This window comes from Streptomyces sp. NPDC036815 (genome assembly GCF_055609205.1).
Genome location: NZ_JBVJPW010000019.1, coordinates 121,153 through 138,045, shown reverse-complemented (window position 1 = coordinate 138,045; position 16,893 = coordinate 121,153). Strand labels below are relative to the sequence as shown.

Sequence of the window (16,893 nt, the reverse complement as noted above, 5' to 3'; positions counted from 1 at the left end):
TCACCGCTCTCGCTACGCGAAAACCGCCAGGCTCTTCGCCTTGCCCCGCGACTCCTCCGCCAGGACCAGGAAGCGGCCCTCCGGATCGAAGACGGCGACGGCGCCCACACCCGCGTACTCCTCGGGCATGTCGATCCGTACGCCGTTCAGGAGCAGCCGGCCCCGCTTCTCGTCCACGTCCCAGCGCGGGAACGCCCGCTCCGCGGCCTCGGCCACGGGCATCACCGTCAGCTCCTCCTGGAGCTGGTCGAGGGTCTTGGCCGCGTCCAGCTTGTAGGGGCCGACGCGGGTGCGGCGCAGCGCGGTCAGGTGGCCGCCGACGCCGAGGTCCGCGCCCAGGTCGCGGGCGAGCGCCCTGATGTACGTACCGGAGGAGCAGACGACCGAGACGACCAGGTCCTGGACGGGCGTGCCGTCCTCGGCCACGGCCTCGCGGACGTCGTACACCGTGAAGGCGGAGACCGTCACGGGCCGGGCGGGGATCTCGAAGTCCTCGCCCTTGCGGGCCCGCGCGTACGACCGCTTTCCGTCGATCTTGATCGCGCTGACCTTCGACGGCACCTGCATGATGGCGCCGGAGAGCTTGGCGATGCCCGCGTCTATGCCCTCGCGGGTGACCCCGGACGCGTCGGTGGACGAGGTGATCTCGCCCTCGGCGTCGTCGGTGATCGTGTTCTGTCCGAGGCGGATGGTGCCCAGGTACTCCTTCTCGGTCAGCGCCAGGTGACCGAGGAGCTTGGTGGCGCGCTCGACGCCGAGCACGAGGACGCCCGTCGCCATCGGGTCGAGGGTGCCCGCGTGCCCGACGCGACGGGTCTTGGCGATCCCGCGCATCTTGGCCACCACGTCGTGCGAAGTGAAGCCGGACGGCTTGTCGACGATGACGAGTCCGTCCGGCGTGGTGGTGCTGCTCTTGCTCATGCGGGGGCGTCGCCGTCCTCGTCCTCGTCGTCCTCGGGCTTGCGGTACGGGTCGGCACCGCCCGCGAACTCGGCGCCCGCCGAGACCTCACGCACCTTGGCGTCCGAGAGCCGTGCCCTGTCCAGCAGGTCCTCGATGGCCCTGGCGTTGTCCGGCAGGGCGTCCGCGACGAAGGCCAGCGTCGGCGTGAACTTCACGCCCGCCGCCTGGCCGACCGCCGACCGGAGTACGCCCTTGGCGCTCTCCAGGCCCGCGGCCGCCGCCGCCCGGTCCTCGTCGTCGCCGTAGACCGTGTAGAAGACCGTGGCCTCCCGCAGGTCGCCGGTCACCCGGGTGTCCGTGATCGTCACGTGCGTGCCGAGCCGCGGGTCCTTGATCCCGCGCTGCAGCTTCTGAGCAACCACCTCTCGGATGAGGTCCGCCAGCCTTTTCGCCCGCGCGTTGTCGGCCACTGCTCCGTCTCCCTTATCCCCGGGCATTCCCTGGGCTTGTCTTGCTGTGTTCAATCGTCGTCGCCGTGCAGCCGCCGTCGTACCGACAGCAGCTCCACTTCGGGCCGGGCGGCGACGAGGCGCTCGCACCGGTCCAGTACGTCGTGGAGGTGGCCCACGTCGCCCGACACCACCGCGAGGCCGATCTCGGCTCTGCGGTACAGGTCCTGACCGCCCACTTCCGCCGCGCTCACTCCGTACTTGCGCTGGAGCTCGGCGACGATCGGACGGACGACGGAGCGTTTCTCCTTCAGCGAATGTACGTCGCCGAGGAGCAGATCGAAGGACAGAGTCCCCACATACATGTGTGTCCGGATGTCCCGCCGGTACGGGGTCGAGGCCCCGCCAACCGCTTGGCAGGGACACAAGAACCGTACACGGAACGGCCGGGGCCGATCGACGGGATTTTCCCCGTCGACCGGCCCCGACACTGAACCGAGCGGATCAGATCAGTGAACTGATCAGCCGCGCGGCTTCTCGCGCATCTCGTACGTCGCGATGACGTCGTCGATCTTGATGTCGTTGAAGTTGCCGAGGTTGATACCGCCCTCGAAGCCTTCGCGGATCTCGGTGACGTCGTCCTTGAAGCGGCGCAGACCCTCGATGTTGAGGCTCTCCGCGATGACCTTGCCATCGCGCAGCAGGCGGGCCTTGGTGTTGCGCTTGACCTCGCCGGACCGGATGAGGACACCCGCGATGTTGCCGAGCTTGGACGAGCGGAAGACCTCGCGGATCTCCGCGGTGCCGAGCTCGACCTCCTCGTACTCCGGCTTGAGCATGCCCTTGAGGGCCGCCTCGATCTCCTCGATGGCCTGGTAGATCACCGAGTAGTAGCGGACGTCGACGCCCTCGCGCTCCGCCATCTGCGCGGCACGTCCGGCCGCGCGGACGTTGAAGCCGATGACGATGGCGTCGGAGCCCATCGCCAGGTCGATGTCGGACTCGGTGACCGCACCCACACCGCGGTGCAGCACGCGGATGTCGACCTCTTCACCGACGTCGAGCTGGAGCAGCGAGGACTCGAGAGCCTCCACCGAACCGGACGCGTCGCCCTTGATGATGATGTTGAGGTCCTGCACCAGGCCTGCCTTGAGCACCTGGTCGAGGTCCTCGAGGGACACCCGGCGGGTGCGCTTGGCGAACGCGGCGTTGCGCTCACGGGCGGCACGCTTCTCGGCGATCTGACGCGCCGTACGGTCCTCGTCGACAACCAGGAAGTTGTCGCCGGCACCCGGCACGTTGGTGAGACCGAGGACGAGGACGGGAGTCGACGGGGTCGCCTCCTCGACGTTCTCGCCCTTGTCGTCGAGCATCGCGCGGACTCGGCCGTACGCGTCACCGGCGACCATCGTGTCGCCGACGCGGAGGGTACCGCGCTGGACGAGGACGGTCGCGACGGCGCCGCGGCCCTTGTCGAGGTGGGCCTCGATGGCGATGCCCTGCGCGTCCTGCTCCGGGTTGGCCCGCAGGTCGAGCGAGGCGTCCGCGGTCAGGACCACGGCCTCGAGCAGCTGCTCGATGTTCTGCCCCTGGCGCGCGGAGATGTCGACGAACATCGTGTCGCCGCCGTACTCCTCGGCCACCAGACCGAACTCGGTGAGCTGACCGCGCACCTTGGTCGGGTCGGCACCCTCGACGTCGATCTTGTTGACCGCGACCACGATCGGCACGTCGGCCGCCTTGGCGTGGTTCAGCGCCTCGATCGTCTGCGGCATCACACCGTCGTTGGCCGCGACCACGAGGATCGCGATGTCGGTGGACTTCGCACCACGGGCACGCATGGCGGTGAACGCCTCGTGACCGGGGGTGTCGATGAAGGTGATGGCGCGCTCTTCGCCGTTGACCTCGGTCGCGACCTGGTAGGCACCGATGTGCTGGGTGATGCCACCGGCCTCGCCCGCGACGACGTTCGTCTTGCGAATGGCGTCGAGGAGTCGGGTCTTACCGTGGTCGACGTGACCCATGACGGTCACGACCGGCGGACGGGAGACGAGCATCTCCTCGCCGCCCTCGTCCTCACCGAACTCGATGGAGAACGACTCGAGGAGCTCGCGGTCCTCCTCCTCCGGGCTGACGATCTCCAGGACGAAGTTCATCTCGTCCGCGAGGAGCTTCAGCGTCTCGTCGGAGACGGACTGCGTGGCGGTGACCATCTCGCCGAGGTTCATCATCACGCCGACGAGCGACGCCGGGTTGGCGTTGATCTTCTCGGCGAAGTCGGTCAGCGAGGCACCGCGCGACAGGCGGACGATCTGTCCGTTGCCGCGAGGCAGCATGACGCCGCCCACCGACGGGGCCTGCATGGCCTCGTACTCCTGGCGCCTCTGCCGCTTCGACTTGCGGCCACGACGGGCGGGCCCGCCGGGACGGCCGAACGCACCCTGCGTGCCACCACGGGCACCGGGACCACCGGGACGGCCACCGAAGCCGGGACGACCGCCGAAGCCGCCGCCACCACCGGGACGACCGGCACCGCCGCCGCCACCGGGACCACCGGGACGACCCGCGAAGCCACCGCCGCCGCCACCGGGACGGCCGGCGAAGCCGCCGCCACCCGGACGACCGCCGCCACCGGGACGGCCTGCGCCGGCCGGACCACGACCGCCGCCGCCACCGGGGCCACCGCCGGGACGGGGACCCGCGGCGGGACGCTGCGGCATCATGCCCGGGTTCGGACGGTTACCGGCGGGACCGCCGCCGGGACGCGGAGCGCCGCCCTGCGGGCGAGGCATGCCGCCCGGGGTCGGACGGGCGCCACCCTGGCCCTGCGGACGCGGAGCGCCGCCGGGACCGCCCTGGCCCTGCGGGCGCGGGGCGCCGCCGGGACCGCCGGGGCCACCCTGGCCGCCGGGACGCGGGGCACCGCCCGGACGGGGCGCCTGCGGGCGCGCCATGCCGGTGGAGCCGCCGGAGGTGAAGGGGTTGTTGCCCGGACGCGGACCCGCGGGACGGGCACCGCCGGGACGCGGGGCGCCACCCTGGCCGCCGGGGCGCGGAGCACCCTGACGGTCGCCGCGGTCACCACGGCCCTGACCCTGACCCTGGCCCTGGCTGGGGGCCGGACGGCCACCGGGCTTCGGGGCACCCGGACGAGCGGCGCTCGGGCGGGGGGCCTGCGGGGCCGCGGGGGCTGCCGGAGCGGCCGGGGCGGCGGGCGGAGCGGTGAACTCCGGGGCGGCCGGAGCCGGCGAGGCCGGCGCGGGCTTGGGGGCCGGCGGCTTCGGGCCGGGCGTCGGGCGCGGGCCCGGGGTCGCCGGCGAAGCAGCGGGCTTCTCGGCCGCGGCGGGCTTGGGCGCCGGCGGCTTGGGCGCGGCCGGACCCGGACGGGCGGCCTGCGCGGGGGAAGGCGCCGACGGGGTCGGCGGCTTGGGGGCGGCCTGCTTGCGCGGCGCGCCGGGCTTGGCGGCGGACTTGCCGTTGCCACCGCCCTGCTGGAATGCGTCAGTCAGTTTGCGTACCACGGGCGCCTCGATCGTCGAGGACGCCGAACGTACGAATTCACCGAGATCTTGGAGCTTGGCCATGACGACCTTGCTCTCTACACCGAACTCCTTGGCGAGTTCGTATACCCGGACCTTAGCCACTTCGCTCCTTTTAGGTCCGGGTTACGCCGGACCGTCGCTACTTCATGGGCGTACTCATCGCGTGCTCATCGAGTGCTCATCGCAATCTCGACCTACTTCCAACTCGCGGGGTACCAGGGCCGCACGGGGTTCCGTACAGCCACGTCTTGCGTTGTTGCCTACTGGGCAACCGTCTCGACAGCCCGGCGCAGCGCCTCCGTGTCGAGCGGCCCCTGGGCTCGGAAGGCCCGCGGGAACGCCCGGCGGCGGACCGCCAGGTCTAGACAGACCAGGGCGGGGTGTACATACGCACCCCGGCCGGGCAGCGTACCGCTTGGATCGGGGGCGCAGGCGCCCTCTTTCGCCACGATGCGCAGCAGTTCGCTCTTGGCCGCTCGCTCCCGGCACCCCACACAGGTGCGCTCAGGGCATGCGCGGGCATGCGTCCGGCCAGACACGCTTAAGTCTACCTCCCCGCACCGACCTCACCCCTTTGGGGCAAGAATCGAACGGCTACTCGCCACATACTGTCGTGATCGAAGCGGTGGCCGCCCGGAATTTATTCCCGGCGGCGGCTCCACCGCTGGTCGCTACTGGTCGGCCGGCTGCTCGGTGTCGGGCCGGATGTCGATGCGCCAGCCCGTGAGGCGCGCGGCCAGACGGGCGTTCTGCCCCTCCTTGCCGATGGCGAGCGACAGCTGGTAGTCCGGCACGGTCACCCGGGCCGAGCGCGCGCCGAGGTCGACGATCTCGACCTTGCTGACGCGGGCCGGGGAGAGCGCGTGGGCGACCATGTCGGCCGGGTCGTCGGACCAGTCGACGATGTCGATCTTCTCGCCGTTGAGCTCGGCCATGACATTGCGCACACGGCTGCCCATGGGGCCGATACAGGCGCCCTTGGCATTGAGCCCCGAGCGCGTCGAACGGACCGCGATCTTGGTGCGGTGGCCGGCCTCGCGGGCGATCGCCGAGATCTCGACGGAACCGTCGGCGATCTCCGGGACCTCGAGCGCGAAGAGCTTCTTCACCAGGTTCGGGTGGGTACGCGACAGCGTCACGGAGGGGCCGCGGACGCCCTTGGCCACGCGGACGACATAGCTGCGCAGGCGCAGCCCGTGCGGGTACTCCTCGCCCGGCACCTGCTCCTGGACGGGCAGGATGGCCTCGAGCTTGCCGATGTCGACGAGCACGTTCTTCGGGTCGCGGCCCTGCTGGACGACACCGGTGACGATGTCGCCCTCGCGGCCCGCGTACTCCCCGAGGGTCACGTCGTCCTGGGCGTCGCGCAGCCGCTGCAGGATGACCTGCTTGGCCGTCGTCGCGGCGATCCGGCCGAAGTCGGACGGGGTGTCGTCGAACTCCTTGGCCTCCTGCCCCTCTTCGAGGTCCGCCGGGTCCTCCGTCGCCCACACCGTCACATGGCCGCTCTCGCGGTCCAGCTTCACGCGGGCACGACGGAAGCTGCCGTCGGTGCGGTGGTAGGCGATGAGGAGGGCAGACTCGATCGCCTCGACGAGGAGGTCGAAGGAGATCTCCTTCTCCCGGACCAGACCCCGCAGGGCACTCATGTCGATGTCCACGGCTACGCCTCCTCTTCCTTCTTGTCCTTGCGGTTGAACTCGACCTGTACGCGCGCCTTGTCGATCTCGTCGAAGGCGAGGCGGCGGGAGGTGGGCTTGCGGCCCTTCACTCCGGGCACTTCGAGGTCGAGGCCTTCGTCGTCCACGGTGAGGATGCGGGCGGTCAGCTCGCCACCCTCGGTCAGCTGGAACTTCACCAGGCGGCTCACGGCGCGCACGTAGTGACGGTGCTCGGTCAGGGCTCGCTCGGCGCCGGGGGAACCGACCTCCAGGTCGTACTCCCCCTCGCCCATGGCGTCGCTCTCGTCGAGCTTCGCGGAGAGCAGGCGGCTCACTTCCGCGATCTGGTCCAGGTCCACGCCGTCCTCGGAGTCGATCACGACTCGCAGCACTCGCTTGCGTCCGACCGGGGCCACTTCGATCTCTTCGAGATCCAGGTCCTGGGAGCTGACGAGCGGTTCCAGTAGTTGCCGCAGCCTCTCGCTCTGGGTGGTGCTCATCCGGGTGACTCCTCGGCCGCGTGTGCTGTTGTGGGATCGTCGCGTGTCAGGTCAAAGGGTATCCGGTCCGGAGGGGTGTTGCCGCCCACGGACGGGACGGACGGACCGGGCGGTGCGCCGTTCCGTTCCGAGCCGCTCGCGGGTGGCGGGGCGGTCCGAAGGTACGGTGATCACCGGGCTCCTGCCCACCGATCTCCCTTTGTGTTCCTTTCCGTTCTTTTCTCGCTCACGCCTTTTGGCCTTCCTTCCGAGGATGTCTGCCGTGCCGTCGTATCCCACCGCCCCGCGGTCCCGCCCGGGTCCGCGTCGAAGGAGCCTGCTCACCGGGGCCGCCGGCGTCGCTTCGGCGGCGCTGCTCGCGGGCTGCTCGGACTCCGCAGGCTCCGACGCCGACGAGCGTTCGTCCGCCGCCCGGCGGCTGCGCGCCGAGGCGACCGAGGACAGCAGGAAGCTCCTGCGGCACTACGACGCCGTGCTCGCGGCGCACCCCGCCCTCGAAAAGCGGCTCGGTCCGCTGCGCGCCGAGGTGAAGCAGCACGCCGAGGCGTTCGACGACGAGCGCGCCCCGGCCTCGACCGCCTCCCCGGCCTCCCCGGCCGCTCCGCGGCCGAAGTCGTCACCCGTCGTCGCCACCGACCCCGGCAAGGCGGTCCGCGAGCTCGCCCGGGCCGAGCGGGAGCTCGCCGACCGCCGGGGCGCGGCCGTCCTGGACGCGCCCGCGGAACAGGGCAGGCTGCTTGCCTCGGTGGCCGCCGCGGGAGCGGCCCACGCGTACCTGCTGACGGAGCCGGAGGGCGACAAGTGAGCGACGGCAAGGGTTCGGACGGGACGTCGAAGGACGCGGAGCTCAAGGCCCTGCAGGCCGTGCTCGGCGCCGAGCACGCCGCCGTGTACGGCTACGGGGTCGTCGGCGCCCGGGTCGGCAACCAGCGCAGGGCCGAGGCGCGCACGGCGTACGACGCGCACCGCGCCCGGCGCGACGAGCTGCAGCGCGCGGTGCGCGACCTCGGCGGCGAGCCGCGGGCGGCCGACGCGGCGTACTCGCTGCCGTTCCCGGTGCCGGACGCCGCGGCGGCCGTGCGGCTCGCCACGGAGCTGGAGGACCGGGTCGCCGGGGTCTACTCCGATCTCGTACGGGCCGCTTCGGGTGCCCGGCGGGGCACCGCGGCGCGGGCGCTGCGGGAGGCCGCGGTCCGGGCGGCGCGCTGGCGCGGCGGGAGCGTAGCCTTCCCTGGGCTCGCGGAGCGGTCGGCACCCTCGTCCGCACCGGCGACACCCAAGGCGTAACGCGCTCAGGAAGGGAACGACTCGCGCATGGCTCTCGAACCGCCGCAGCGCCTCGTCACAGCACTCGGCGAGACGGCGCAGGACGGCGACGACTGGCTGGAGAAGCTGCCCGAGGCAGCCGAACAGGCCGTCGCTCTACGCGAGTTGACCGTCGAGCGGGTCCACGTGCCCGGCGGCCGCAGCAGCCTCGTGCTGATGGTGCGGCAGGCCGGGGGCGAACCCGCCGTGCTCAAGCTGGTGCCGCCCCGCTCCCGGCCGGAGAGCGAGCGGGCCGCGCTCGCCCACTGGAACGGGCTCGGCGCCGCGCGGCTGCTCGACCCGGAGGGCTCGGACGGGGCGCTGCTCCTCGAACGGCTGCACCGTGACGTGTCGGTGCGCTCCCTGCCCGAGGCCAAGGCGCTCCTGGAGGCCGCGGGGACGCTGCGGCGGCTCTGGGTGGCACCGCCCGCCGGGCACCGCTTCGAGACGGTCGCCGAGCGGACCGGGCGGCAAGCGGCGGCGATGCGGGCCTCCGCCGACGCGCGGGCCGACCTCGCGCCGCTGGTCGACGCGGCGCTCGCGGCCCGCGACGAGCTGCTCGCGGCGGAGGTGGAGCCGCGGCTGCTGCACGGCACGTTCCGGCAGAGCAAGGTCCTCGCCGGGGACCGGCTGCCGTGGCTGGCCGTGGGGCCCGATCCGGTGGTCGGCGATGCCGCCTTCGACCTGGCGCGGCTCGTGCGCGACCGGGTCGAGGACCTGATCGCGTCGCCGTCGGGCGCCTCGATCACCCGGCGGCGCGTGAAGAAGCTGGCCGAGGCCCTGGAGGTGGACCAGGAGCGGCTGCGGGGCTGGACGCTGTTCCGGGCCGTCGAGTCGGGGGTCCGGGCCCAGCGGGTGGGGCGCGGCCAGGACGCGGAGCTCCTGCTGGAGTTCGCGGGGTGGCTGTAGGAGGTCGCCCTCCTACAGCCACCGTGCTCGATCAGGCCGTCAGGCGGGCGATCGCCTCGTCGACCGTGAGCTCCTCGCGCTCGCCCGTGCGGCGGTCCTTCAGCTCCACGACGCCTTCGGCGGAGCGGCGGCCCGCGACCAGGATCTGCGGGACACCGATCAGCTCGGCGTCGGTGAACTTCACACCCGGGGAGACCCCGGCGCGGTCGTCCACCAGGACGCGCGCGCCCGCGGCACCCAGCTTCTCGGCGACGTCGAGGGCCAGCTCCGTCTGGAGGGCCTTGCCCGCGGCGACCACGTGGACGTCGGCGGGGGCGATCTCCTTGGGCCAGCACAGGCCCTTGTCGTCGGCGGTCTGCTCGGCGAGCGCCGCCACCGCGCGGGACACGCCGATGCCGTACGAGCCCATGGTCACGCGGACCGGCTTGCCCTGGTTGCCGAGCACGTCGAGCTGGAAGGTGTCGGCGTACTTGCGGCCGAGCTGGAAGATGTGGCCGATCTCGATGGCGCGGTCCAGCTTGAGGCCGGTGCCGCAGTTCGGGCACGGGTCGCCCTCCTCGACCACGACGACGTCGAGGTAGTCGTCGACCTCGAAGTCACGGCCGCAGACCACGTTCCTGGCGTGCTTGTCCTGCTTGTTGGCGCCGGTGATCCAAGCCGTGCCCGGGGCGACGCGCGGGTCGGCGATGTAGCGGACCTTGGCCAGGCCCTGCGGGCCGACGTAACCGCGGACGAGGTCGTCGCGGCCCTCGAAGTCCTCGGCGGTGACCAGCTCGACCTCGGCGGGGGCCAGGTGCTCGCCGAGCTTGCCGAGGTCGACCTCGCGGTCGCCGGGGACGCCGACGGCCACGATCTCGCCGTCGACCTTGACCAGGAGGTTCTTCAGGGTCGCGGAGGCCGGGACGCCGAGGTGCTCGGCGAGGGTCTCGATGGTCGGGGTGTCGGGGGTGTCCAGCTCCTCGACCGGGCCGTGCGCGGCGCCGTCGACCGGGGCGAGCTTGAAGGTGACGGCCTCGGTGTTGGCGGCGTAGTCGCAGGCCGGGCAGTCCACGAAGGTGTCCTCGCCGGCCGGGGCCGGGGCCAGGAACTCCTCGGACTTGGAGCCGCCCATGGCGCCGGCGACGGCGGACACGATGCGGTAGTCGAGGCCGAGGCGCTCGAAGATCTTCTGGTAGGCGCCGCGGTGCAGCGCGTACGACTCGGCGAGGCCCTCGTCGGAGGTGTCGAAGGAGTACGAGTCCTTCATCTGGAACTCGCGGCCGCGCAGCACACCGGCGCGCGGGCGGGCCTCGTCGCGGTACTTGGTCTGGATCTGGTAGAGGATCACCGGCAGGTCCTTGTAGGACGAGCACTGGTCCTTGACGACCTGGGTGAAGATCTCCTCGTGCGTGGGGCCGAGGAGGTAGTCGGCGCCCTTGCGGTCCTTGAGGCGGAAGAGCAGGTCGCCGTACTCCTCGTAGCGGCCGGACGCCTCGTAGGGCTCCTTGGGCAGCAGCGCCGGGAGGAGGACCTCCTGGCCGCCGATGGCGTCCATCTCCTCGCGGACGACGCGGGCGATGTTCTCGTAGACCTTCTTGCCCAGCGGCAGCCAGGTCCAGATGCCGGCGGCGGTACGGCGGACGTAGCCGGCCCGGACGAGCAGCTTGTGGTTGAGCGTCTCGGCGTCCGCGGGGTCGTCGCGCAGTGTCTTGACCATCAATCGGGACATGCGCTGGACCTGGGCCATGATGAACTCCTGCTACAGGGTGGTCCCCCCTGCTCCGGCTGGGCCGGGAGCTCGGGGAAGGGTGATGCCAGGAGGTTAGCCGGGGGCCGGGGGCGGGCGGAAATCGGTTATGGCTCAGACCCGCCGCGCCAGGGGCAGCGGGGCGCCCATCACGGCGTACGGCTTGGGGGCGCTGGGGAACAGGACGCGGCGTGCCAGATCCGTGTACCCCAGGGAGCGGTAGAGGCCGCGGGCGGGGCTCTCGACGTCGATCGCGGAGAGGATCGAGCGGGGCTCGGGGACGTCCTGCGTGATGGTGGTGATGAGCGTCCTGCCGATGCCGCGGTTCTGGTGGCCGGGGTGCACGTGCAGTTCGGTGATGACGAAGGAGTCGTCCAGCCAGTCGTCGAGGTCCCGGCTGCGCAGGTACGGCTCGACGACCGTCGACCACCAGTGGCCGCGGTTGTTGGGCATGCCGTAGACGAAGCCGACGAGCCGGCCGTCGGGGGTGGTCGCGCCGAACGCGCGGGCCCGGGGGTACGTGACGTGGCGCAGGACGATCTGCCGCCGTACCGCGACCTCCTCCTCGCTCAGTCCGAAGGCGTGGGCCTGGACGTGCAGCGCGTCGTCCACGCGTGCGGCGAGGTCGAGGGGCCCGATCACGACGTCGTCTGTCATGGTCCGACCCTACTTCGCGGCGGTCCGGTTCAGAACAGGACGCTCATGAACGCCCCGACCTCCTGGAAGCCCACCCTTCGGTAGGCCGCCCTGGCCGCGGTGTTGAAGTCGTTCACGTAGAGGCTGGCGACCGGCGCGATGTCCGCGAGGGCGTAGCGCAGGACGGCCGCCATGCCGGGGGCCGCGAGGCCGCGGCCGCGGTACTCGGGGGCCACCCAGACGCCCTGGATCTGGCACGCCTGCGGGGTGGCGGCGCCGATCTCGGCCTTGAAGGCGACCTTGCCGTCCCGGTCGAGGCGGGCGAAGGAGCGGCCGGAGCCGACGAGTTCGGCGACGCGGGCCTGGTAGAGGAGTCCGCCGTCGCCCGCCATCGGGGAGACGCCCACCTCCTCGGTGAACATCGCCACGCACGCGGGCATGATCGTGTCCATCTCGTCCTTGCGGACGCGACGGACGTACGGGTCGGGGGTGACGTCGTCCGGGAGCCGGTCGGTGACCATCAGGGGCTGCTGGGCGCGGATCTCGCGGGCGGGGCCCCAGGACGGTTCGAGGAGCCGCCACAGCTGGGCGGTGGCGGGTGCGGGGCCGACGATGGAGGAGCAGCGGCGGCCCGCCCGCCGGGCGCGGTCGGCGAAGCCCCGGACGGCCCGCGGGGTCGCGCAGATGGGGACGAGGTTGGCGCCCGCGTAGCAGAGCGACTCCAGCATGCCGTCCTCGTACCAGCCCCACATCTCGCCGCCCAGGCGCCAGGGGTCGAGGCCCGCCACCTGGACGCGGGCGGTCACGAAGGCGTTCGCGACCGGCTCGCGGTCGAGCACGGCGAGCGCGGCGTCCAGGTCACTCGGTTCGAGCACCCTGGTGGTGGTCTGAGTCAACACGTGCGGGGGCCTCACCATACGGTCTGCTGATCTCCGCACTGTACCTGGCGGGGGCGCCTTGTGCGGGGGCGCCTTTTGTGGGTGGGGATCGCTGATGTCGGGCGGCGTGCCCTCGGTGGGGGCGGGCGTCTCCTTGCCGCTTCGCGGCGGGGTCTCGCCCACCCGCCCGTCCGTTCGCCCCGCGACGTCGCGTCATCGTAGGGGCGGGCGGGTGGTCTTGCCGGACGTCGCGGTGCGGGCGGGCGGGCGGGACACATCCCGGCCCCGCCCACAAACATGCCCCGGCGCTCCAAGAGCTGCCGGGGCACGGGAGAGGGAGGGGTCAGCCCGCGACGGAGATCGTCGGCTCGCCGGAGGCCACGCCGTCCCTCTCCATCTGCTCGGCGATCTTCATCGCCTCGTCGATGAGGGTCTCCACGATCTTGGACTCGGGGACGGTCTTGATGACCTCGCCCTTGACGAAGATCTGGCCCTTGCCGTTGCCGGAGGCGACGCCGAGGTCGGCCTCGCGGGCCTCGCCCGGGCCGTTCACGACGCAGCCCATGACGGCGACGCGGAGCGGGACCTCCATGCCGTCGAGGCCCGCGGTGACCTCTTCGGCGAGCTTGTAGACGTCGACCTGGGCGCGGCCGCAGGACGGGCAGGAGACGATCTCCAGGCGGCGCTGGCGGAGGTTGAGGGATTCGAGGATCTGGATGCCGACCTTGATCTCCTCGGCCGGCGGGGCCGAGAGGGAGACGCGGATCGTGTCGCCGATGCCCTCGGAGAGCAGCGCGCCGAAGGCGACCGCCGACTTGATCGTGCCCTGGAAGGCGGGGCCCGCCTCGGTCACGCCGAGGTGGAGGGGGTAGTCGCACTGGGCCGCGAGCTGGCGGTAGGCGTTGACCATGACCACCGGGTCGTTGTGCTTGACCGAGATCTTGATGTCGCGGAAGTCGTGCTCCTCGAAGAGGGACGCCTCCCAGAGGGCCGACTCGACGAGGGCCTCGGGGGTCGCCTTGCCGTACTTCTTCAGGAGGCGGGCGTCCAGCGAGCCCGCGTTGACCCCGATGCGGATCGGCGTGCCCGCGTCCTTGGCGGCGCGCGCGATCTCCTTGACCTTGTCGTCGAACTGCTTGATGTTCCCGGGGTTCACGCGGACCGCCGCGCAGCCCGCGTCGATCGCGGCGAAGACGTACTTCGGCTGGAAGTGGATGTCCGCGATCACCGGGATCTGCGACTTGCGCGCGATTGTGGCGAGCGCGTCCGCGTCGTCCTGCGTGGGGCAGGCGACGCGCACGATCTGGCAGCCGGAGGCCGTGAGCTCGGCGATCTGCTGCAGCGTGGCACCGATGTCGGACGTGCGCGTGGTCGTCATCGACTGCACCGACACCGGTGCGTCCCCGCCGACGGCCACCGCGCCGACCTGGATCTTGCGGCTGACCCTTCGGTCGGCGAGCTTGGTCGGTACGGACGGGATTCCGAGAGAAACGGCAGTCATCTGGCGTGCATCCCCAAGGTGTGGATCATGGTCCCGAGATCGGCGGGCTCCAGGCTTCGAGATTACGGCACCCCGTGGTGGCCGAACACATCCCGTCCGAAACTCCACTCAATGGAGGGCGGCCCGGCACATAGCGTGCCGGGCCGCCGCAGATTTCGCATATCCGGACAGTTGTGCGGAAGCGTCCGGTTCCATCAGAAGATTTCCGTCGGGAGATGTCCGTCGGGAGATGTCCGTCAGGAGATCCTCACCGGGTTCACCACGTCCGCGATGAGCACCAGGATCGTGAAGCAGATGAAGATCCCCGCCACCACGTAGGCGACCGGCATCAGCTTGGCGACGTCGAACGGGCCCGGGTCGGGGCGGCGCAGGACCTTCGCCACGTTGCGGCGCACGGACTCCCACAGGGCGCCCGCGATGTGGCCGCCGTCGAGCGGGAGCAGCGGCAGCATGTTGAAGAGGAAGAGCGAGAGGTTGAAGCCCGCGATGAGGAACAGCATCATCGCGATCTGGTTCTCCGGCGGGATGTCCAGGGTGAACACGTCGCCGCCCACCCGGGCCGCGCCGACCACGCCCATCGGGGAGTCCTGCTTGCGCTCGCCGTCGCCGAACGCCGCGTTCCACAGGTCGGGGATCTTGGACGGCAGGGCGACGATCGACTCGACGCCGTTCTCCATCATGTCGCCCATGCGGTCCACGGACTCGCCGAAGGACTGCTGGACGATGCCGGTGGCGGGGGTGAAGCCGAGGAACCCGGCGTAGACGTACTTGCCCTCCACGTAGGCCCCGTCACCGTCGGTCTTGGTGACCTGGTTCCTGATGAGGTTCGCGTGCAGGTCCTGCCGCTCGCCGTCGCGCTCGACCGTGATGGTGGCCGGGCCGATGGTCTCGCGGATCTTCGACTGGAGCGCGGACCAGTCGCCCACGGGCTTGCCCTGGAAGGCGACGATCTTGTCGCCGGGCTTCAGGCCCGCCGCCTTGGCGGGCGCGGCCTTGTCGCCCTTCTCGCACTTCGCGCGGTTCTCGCTCTGCTGGATGACGCAGTCGGAGACCTTGCCGACCTGGGTCGTCTGGCTGCTGATGCCGAACGTCATCATCACGCCGAGGAAGATCGCCACGGCGAGGATCAGGTTCATGAAGGGGCCCGCAAACATCACGATCACGCGCTTCCACGGCTTGCGCGTGTAGAAGAGGCGGGACTCGTCGCCGGGCTGCAGTTCCTCGAAGGCGGCCGAGCGGGCGTCCTCGATCATGCCGCGCCAGGGGGACGTCGACCGTGCCTCTATGCGGCCGTCCGCGCCCGGCGGGAACATGCCGATCATGCGGATGTAGCCGCCGAGGGGGATGGCCTTGACGCCGTACTCGGTGTCGCCCTTCTTGCGCGAGAAGAGGGTCGGGCCGAAGCCGACCATGTACTGCGGCACGCGGATGCCGAACATCTTGGCGGTCGACAGGTGCCCCAGCTCGTGCCAGGCGATCGAGAAGAGCAGCCCGATCACGAAGACGACTATCCCGAGGATCATCATCAAGGTCGTCATGCACGAGCCTCCGCGGTCGTCTTGCCTGCCAGTTCACGTGCCCGAGCACGTGCCCAGGTCTCCGCTTCGAGGACGTCCGCGACGGTCAGGGAGGTTCCCGGCGCCGCGGCGGCGGGGCCGCCGTGTTCCTCCACGGTCCTCGTCACGGTCTCCATGATGCCGTTGAAGGGCAGCGCGCCCTTCAGGAACGCGGCCACGCACTCCTCGTTTGCGGCATTGAACACCGCCGGGGCCGTGCCCGCGAGCTCTCCGACGTGCCGGGCGAGGCGGACCGACGGGAACGCGTCGTTGTCGAGGGGGAAGAACTCCCAGCTCGACGCCTTCGTCCAGTCGAAGGCGGGGGCCGCGTCCGGGACGCGTTCGGGCCAGCCGATGCCGATGGCGATCGGGCCGCGCATGTCGGGCGGGGTCGCCTGCGCGAGGGTCGAGCCGTCGCTGAACTCGACCATGGAGTGCACGTACGACTGGGGGTGGACGACGACCTCGATGCGGTCGAAGGGGATGTCGTAGAGGAGGTGCGCCTCGATGACCTCAAGACCCTTGTTGACCAGCGTCGCGCTGTTGACAGTGATCACCGGGCCCATGGCCCAGGTGGGGTGGGCGAGGGCGTCCTCGGGGGTGACGTGCGCGAGGTCGGCCCTGGTCCGGCCCCTGAAGGGCCCGCCGGAAGCGGTGACGACGAGTTTGCGCACGTCGGCGCGGGTGCCCGCGGCCAGCGCCTGGAAGAGCGCCGCGTGCTCGGAGTCGACCGGGATGATCTGTCCGGGCTTGGCGAGGGCCTTGACCAGGGGGCCGCCGACGATGAGCGATTCCTTGTTGGCCAGCGCGAGGGTGCGGCCCGCCTCCAGGGCGGCGAGCGTCGGGGCGAGGCCGATGGACCCGGTGATGCCGTTGAGGACCGTGTGGCAGTCGGAGGCGGCGAGCTGGGCCGCGGCGTCGGGCCCGGCCAGGATCTCGGGCAGCGGCTCCCCCGCGGCGTACTGCCCCCGGAGCGCTTCGCGCAGCGCCGGTACGACGTCCTCGCGGGCGACCGCGACGGTCTTCACCCGCAGCCGACGCGCCTGCTCGGCGAGGAGACCGACGCGGCCGCCCGCGGCGGAGAGCGCCGTGACGCGGAAGCGGTCGGGGTTGCGCAGCACGAGGTCGATGGCCTGGGTGCCGATCGAGCCCGTGGAGCCGAGGATCACGATGTCCCGCGGTCCTGCCCCCTCCGTGACGGAGACGGGGTCGAAGACGAGACGCGGGTCGGCGAGGGGAGATGGGCTGTCGCTCATGCCCCCATTGTGGCCGCACCACGCGCCCGGTCCGACAGGGCGTGCCCGGTTGGGGGCGCACGGGGCGTGCG

Annotated in this window: 16 protein-coding genes; 3 read left to right on the top strand and 13 right to left on the bottom strand. The window is 71.5% G+C overall.

Features of this window, described 5'->3' with window-relative positions; genetic code table 11:
• Positions 1–12 precede the first annotated feature (12 nt).
• From truB to rimP, 7 genes are all read right to left on the bottom strand, one after another.
• A complete protein-coding gene (gene truB / locus ACZ69I_RS30385) occupies positions 13–921 on the bottom strand; it encodes a tRNA pseudouridine(55) synthase TruB (protein WP_467671961.1) in 909 nt (302 codons plus the stop codon).
• Complete coding sequence (gene rbfA, locus ACZ69I_RS30380) at positions 918–1,373, bottom strand: 30S ribosome-binding factor RbfA (protein ID WP_470835779.1); 456 nt, start codon at positions 1,371–1,373, stop codon at positions 918–920. Before rbfA ends, truB begins: the two co-directional genes overlap by 4 nt.
• Before the next feature lie 50 nt (positions 1,374–1,423).
• A complete protein-coding gene (locus ACZ69I_RS30375; protein ID WP_467671957.1) occupies positions 1,424–1,717 on the bottom strand; it encodes a DUF503 domain-containing protein in 294 nt (97 codons plus the stop codon).
• 156 nt (positions 1,718–1,873) lie between these two features.
• Positions 1,874–4,996: a translation initiation factor IF-2 gene (infB, locus tag ACZ69I_RS30370; protein WP_467671955.1), complete on the bottom strand. Its 3,123-nt coding sequence runs from the start codon at positions 4,994–4,996 to the stop codon at positions 1,874–1,876.
• A 158-nt stretch (positions 4,997–5,154) separates the two neighbouring features.
• On the bottom strand, positions 5,155–5,433 hold the full coding sequence (locus ACZ69I_RS30365) for a YlxR family protein (RefSeq protein WP_361720884.1): 279 nt from the start codon (positions 5,431–5,433) through the stop codon (positions 5,155–5,157).
• Positions 5,434–5,565: 132 nt separating this feature from the next.
• Complete coding sequence (gene nusA, locus ACZ69I_RS30360; RefSeq protein WP_470835777.1) at positions 5,566–6,555, bottom strand: transcription termination factor NusA; 990 nt, start codon at positions 6,553–6,555, stop codon at positions 5,566–5,568.
• Positions 6,556–6,557: 2 nt separating this feature from the next.
• Positions 6,558–7,055 (bottom strand): ribosome maturation factor RimP, encoded by a 498-nt coding sequence (gene rimP, locus ACZ69I_RS30355; RefSeq protein ID WP_389716428.1) that lies wholly within the window; start codon positions 7,053–7,055, stop codon positions 6,558–6,560.
• A gap of 262 nt (positions 7,056–7,317) precedes the next feature.
• Between rimP and ACZ69I_RS30350 the strand changes: the two genes are divergently transcribed.
• From ACZ69I_RS30350 to ACZ69I_RS30340, 3 genes are read left to right on the top strand one after another with little or no spacing between them, the layout of a single operon-like run.
• Positions 7,318–7,860, top strand: coding sequence for a hypothetical protein (locus ACZ69I_RS30350; protein WP_470835775.1), 543 nt, complete (start codon positions 7,318–7,320; stop codon positions 7,858–7,860).
• Entirely contained in the window at positions 7,857–8,342 is a 486-nt protein-coding gene (locus tag ACZ69I_RS30345; protein ID WP_470835773.1) for a ferritin-like domain-containing protein, read from the top strand. The genes ACZ69I_RS30350 and ACZ69I_RS30345 overlap by 4 nt, the downstream gene beginning before the upstream one ends.
• Positions 8,343–8,369: 27 nt before the next feature.
• Positions 8,370–9,269 carry an aminoglycoside phosphotransferase family protein gene (locus tag ACZ69I_RS30340; protein WP_470835771.1) on the top strand — a complete coding sequence of 300 codons (900 nt, stop codon included), beginning with the start codon at positions 8,370–8,372 and terminating at the stop codon, positions 9,267–9,269.
• A 31-nt stretch (positions 9,270–9,300) separates the two neighbouring features.
• Here the strand turns inward: ACZ69I_RS30340 and ACZ69I_RS30335 are convergent, their stop codons facing one another.
• The 6 genes from ACZ69I_RS30335 to dxr all read right to left on the bottom strand — a co-directional run bounded on the left by ACZ69I_RS30335 (position 9,301) and on the right by dxr (position 16,822).
• The gene (locus ACZ69I_RS30335; protein WP_467671945.1) at positions 9,301–10,995 is read right to left on the bottom strand and encodes a proline--tRNA ligase; all 1,695 of its coding nucleotides are present in this window, start codon (positions 10,993–10,995) and stop codon (positions 9,301–9,303) included.
• Between the two features lie 114 nt (positions 10,996–11,109).
• Entirely contained in the window at positions 11,110–11,652 is a 543-nt protein-coding gene (locus tag ACZ69I_RS30330) for a GNAT family N-acetyltransferase (RefSeq protein ID WP_470835770.1), read from the bottom strand.
• A 29-nt stretch (positions 11,653–11,681) separates the two neighbouring features.
• Entirely contained in the window at positions 11,682–12,530 is an 849-nt protein-coding gene (locus ACZ69I_RS30325) for a GNAT family N-acetyltransferase (RefSeq protein ID WP_467671941.1), read from the bottom strand.
• A gap of 322 nt (positions 12,531–12,852) precedes the next feature.
• The gene (ispG, locus tag ACZ69I_RS30320; protein WP_470835769.1) at positions 12,853–14,010 is read right to left on the bottom strand and encodes a flavodoxin-dependent (E)-4-hydroxy-3-methylbut-2-enyl-diphosphate synthase; all 1,158 of its coding nucleotides are present in this window, start codon (positions 14,008–14,010) and stop codon (positions 12,853–12,855) included.
• A 236-nt stretch (positions 14,011–14,246) separates the two neighbouring features.
• A complete protein-coding gene (locus tag ACZ69I_RS30315) occupies positions 14,247–15,548 on the bottom strand; it encodes a M50 family metallopeptidase (protein WP_470835767.1) in 1,302 nt (433 codons plus the stop codon).
• Entirely contained in the window at positions 15,545–16,822 is a 1,278-nt protein-coding gene (gene dxr / locus ACZ69I_RS30310) for a 1-deoxy-D-xylulose-5-phosphate reductoisomerase (protein WP_467671935.1), read from the bottom strand. Before dxr ends, ACZ69I_RS30315 begins: the two co-directional genes overlap by 4 nt.
• Positions 16,823–16,893: the final 71 nt, after the last annotated feature.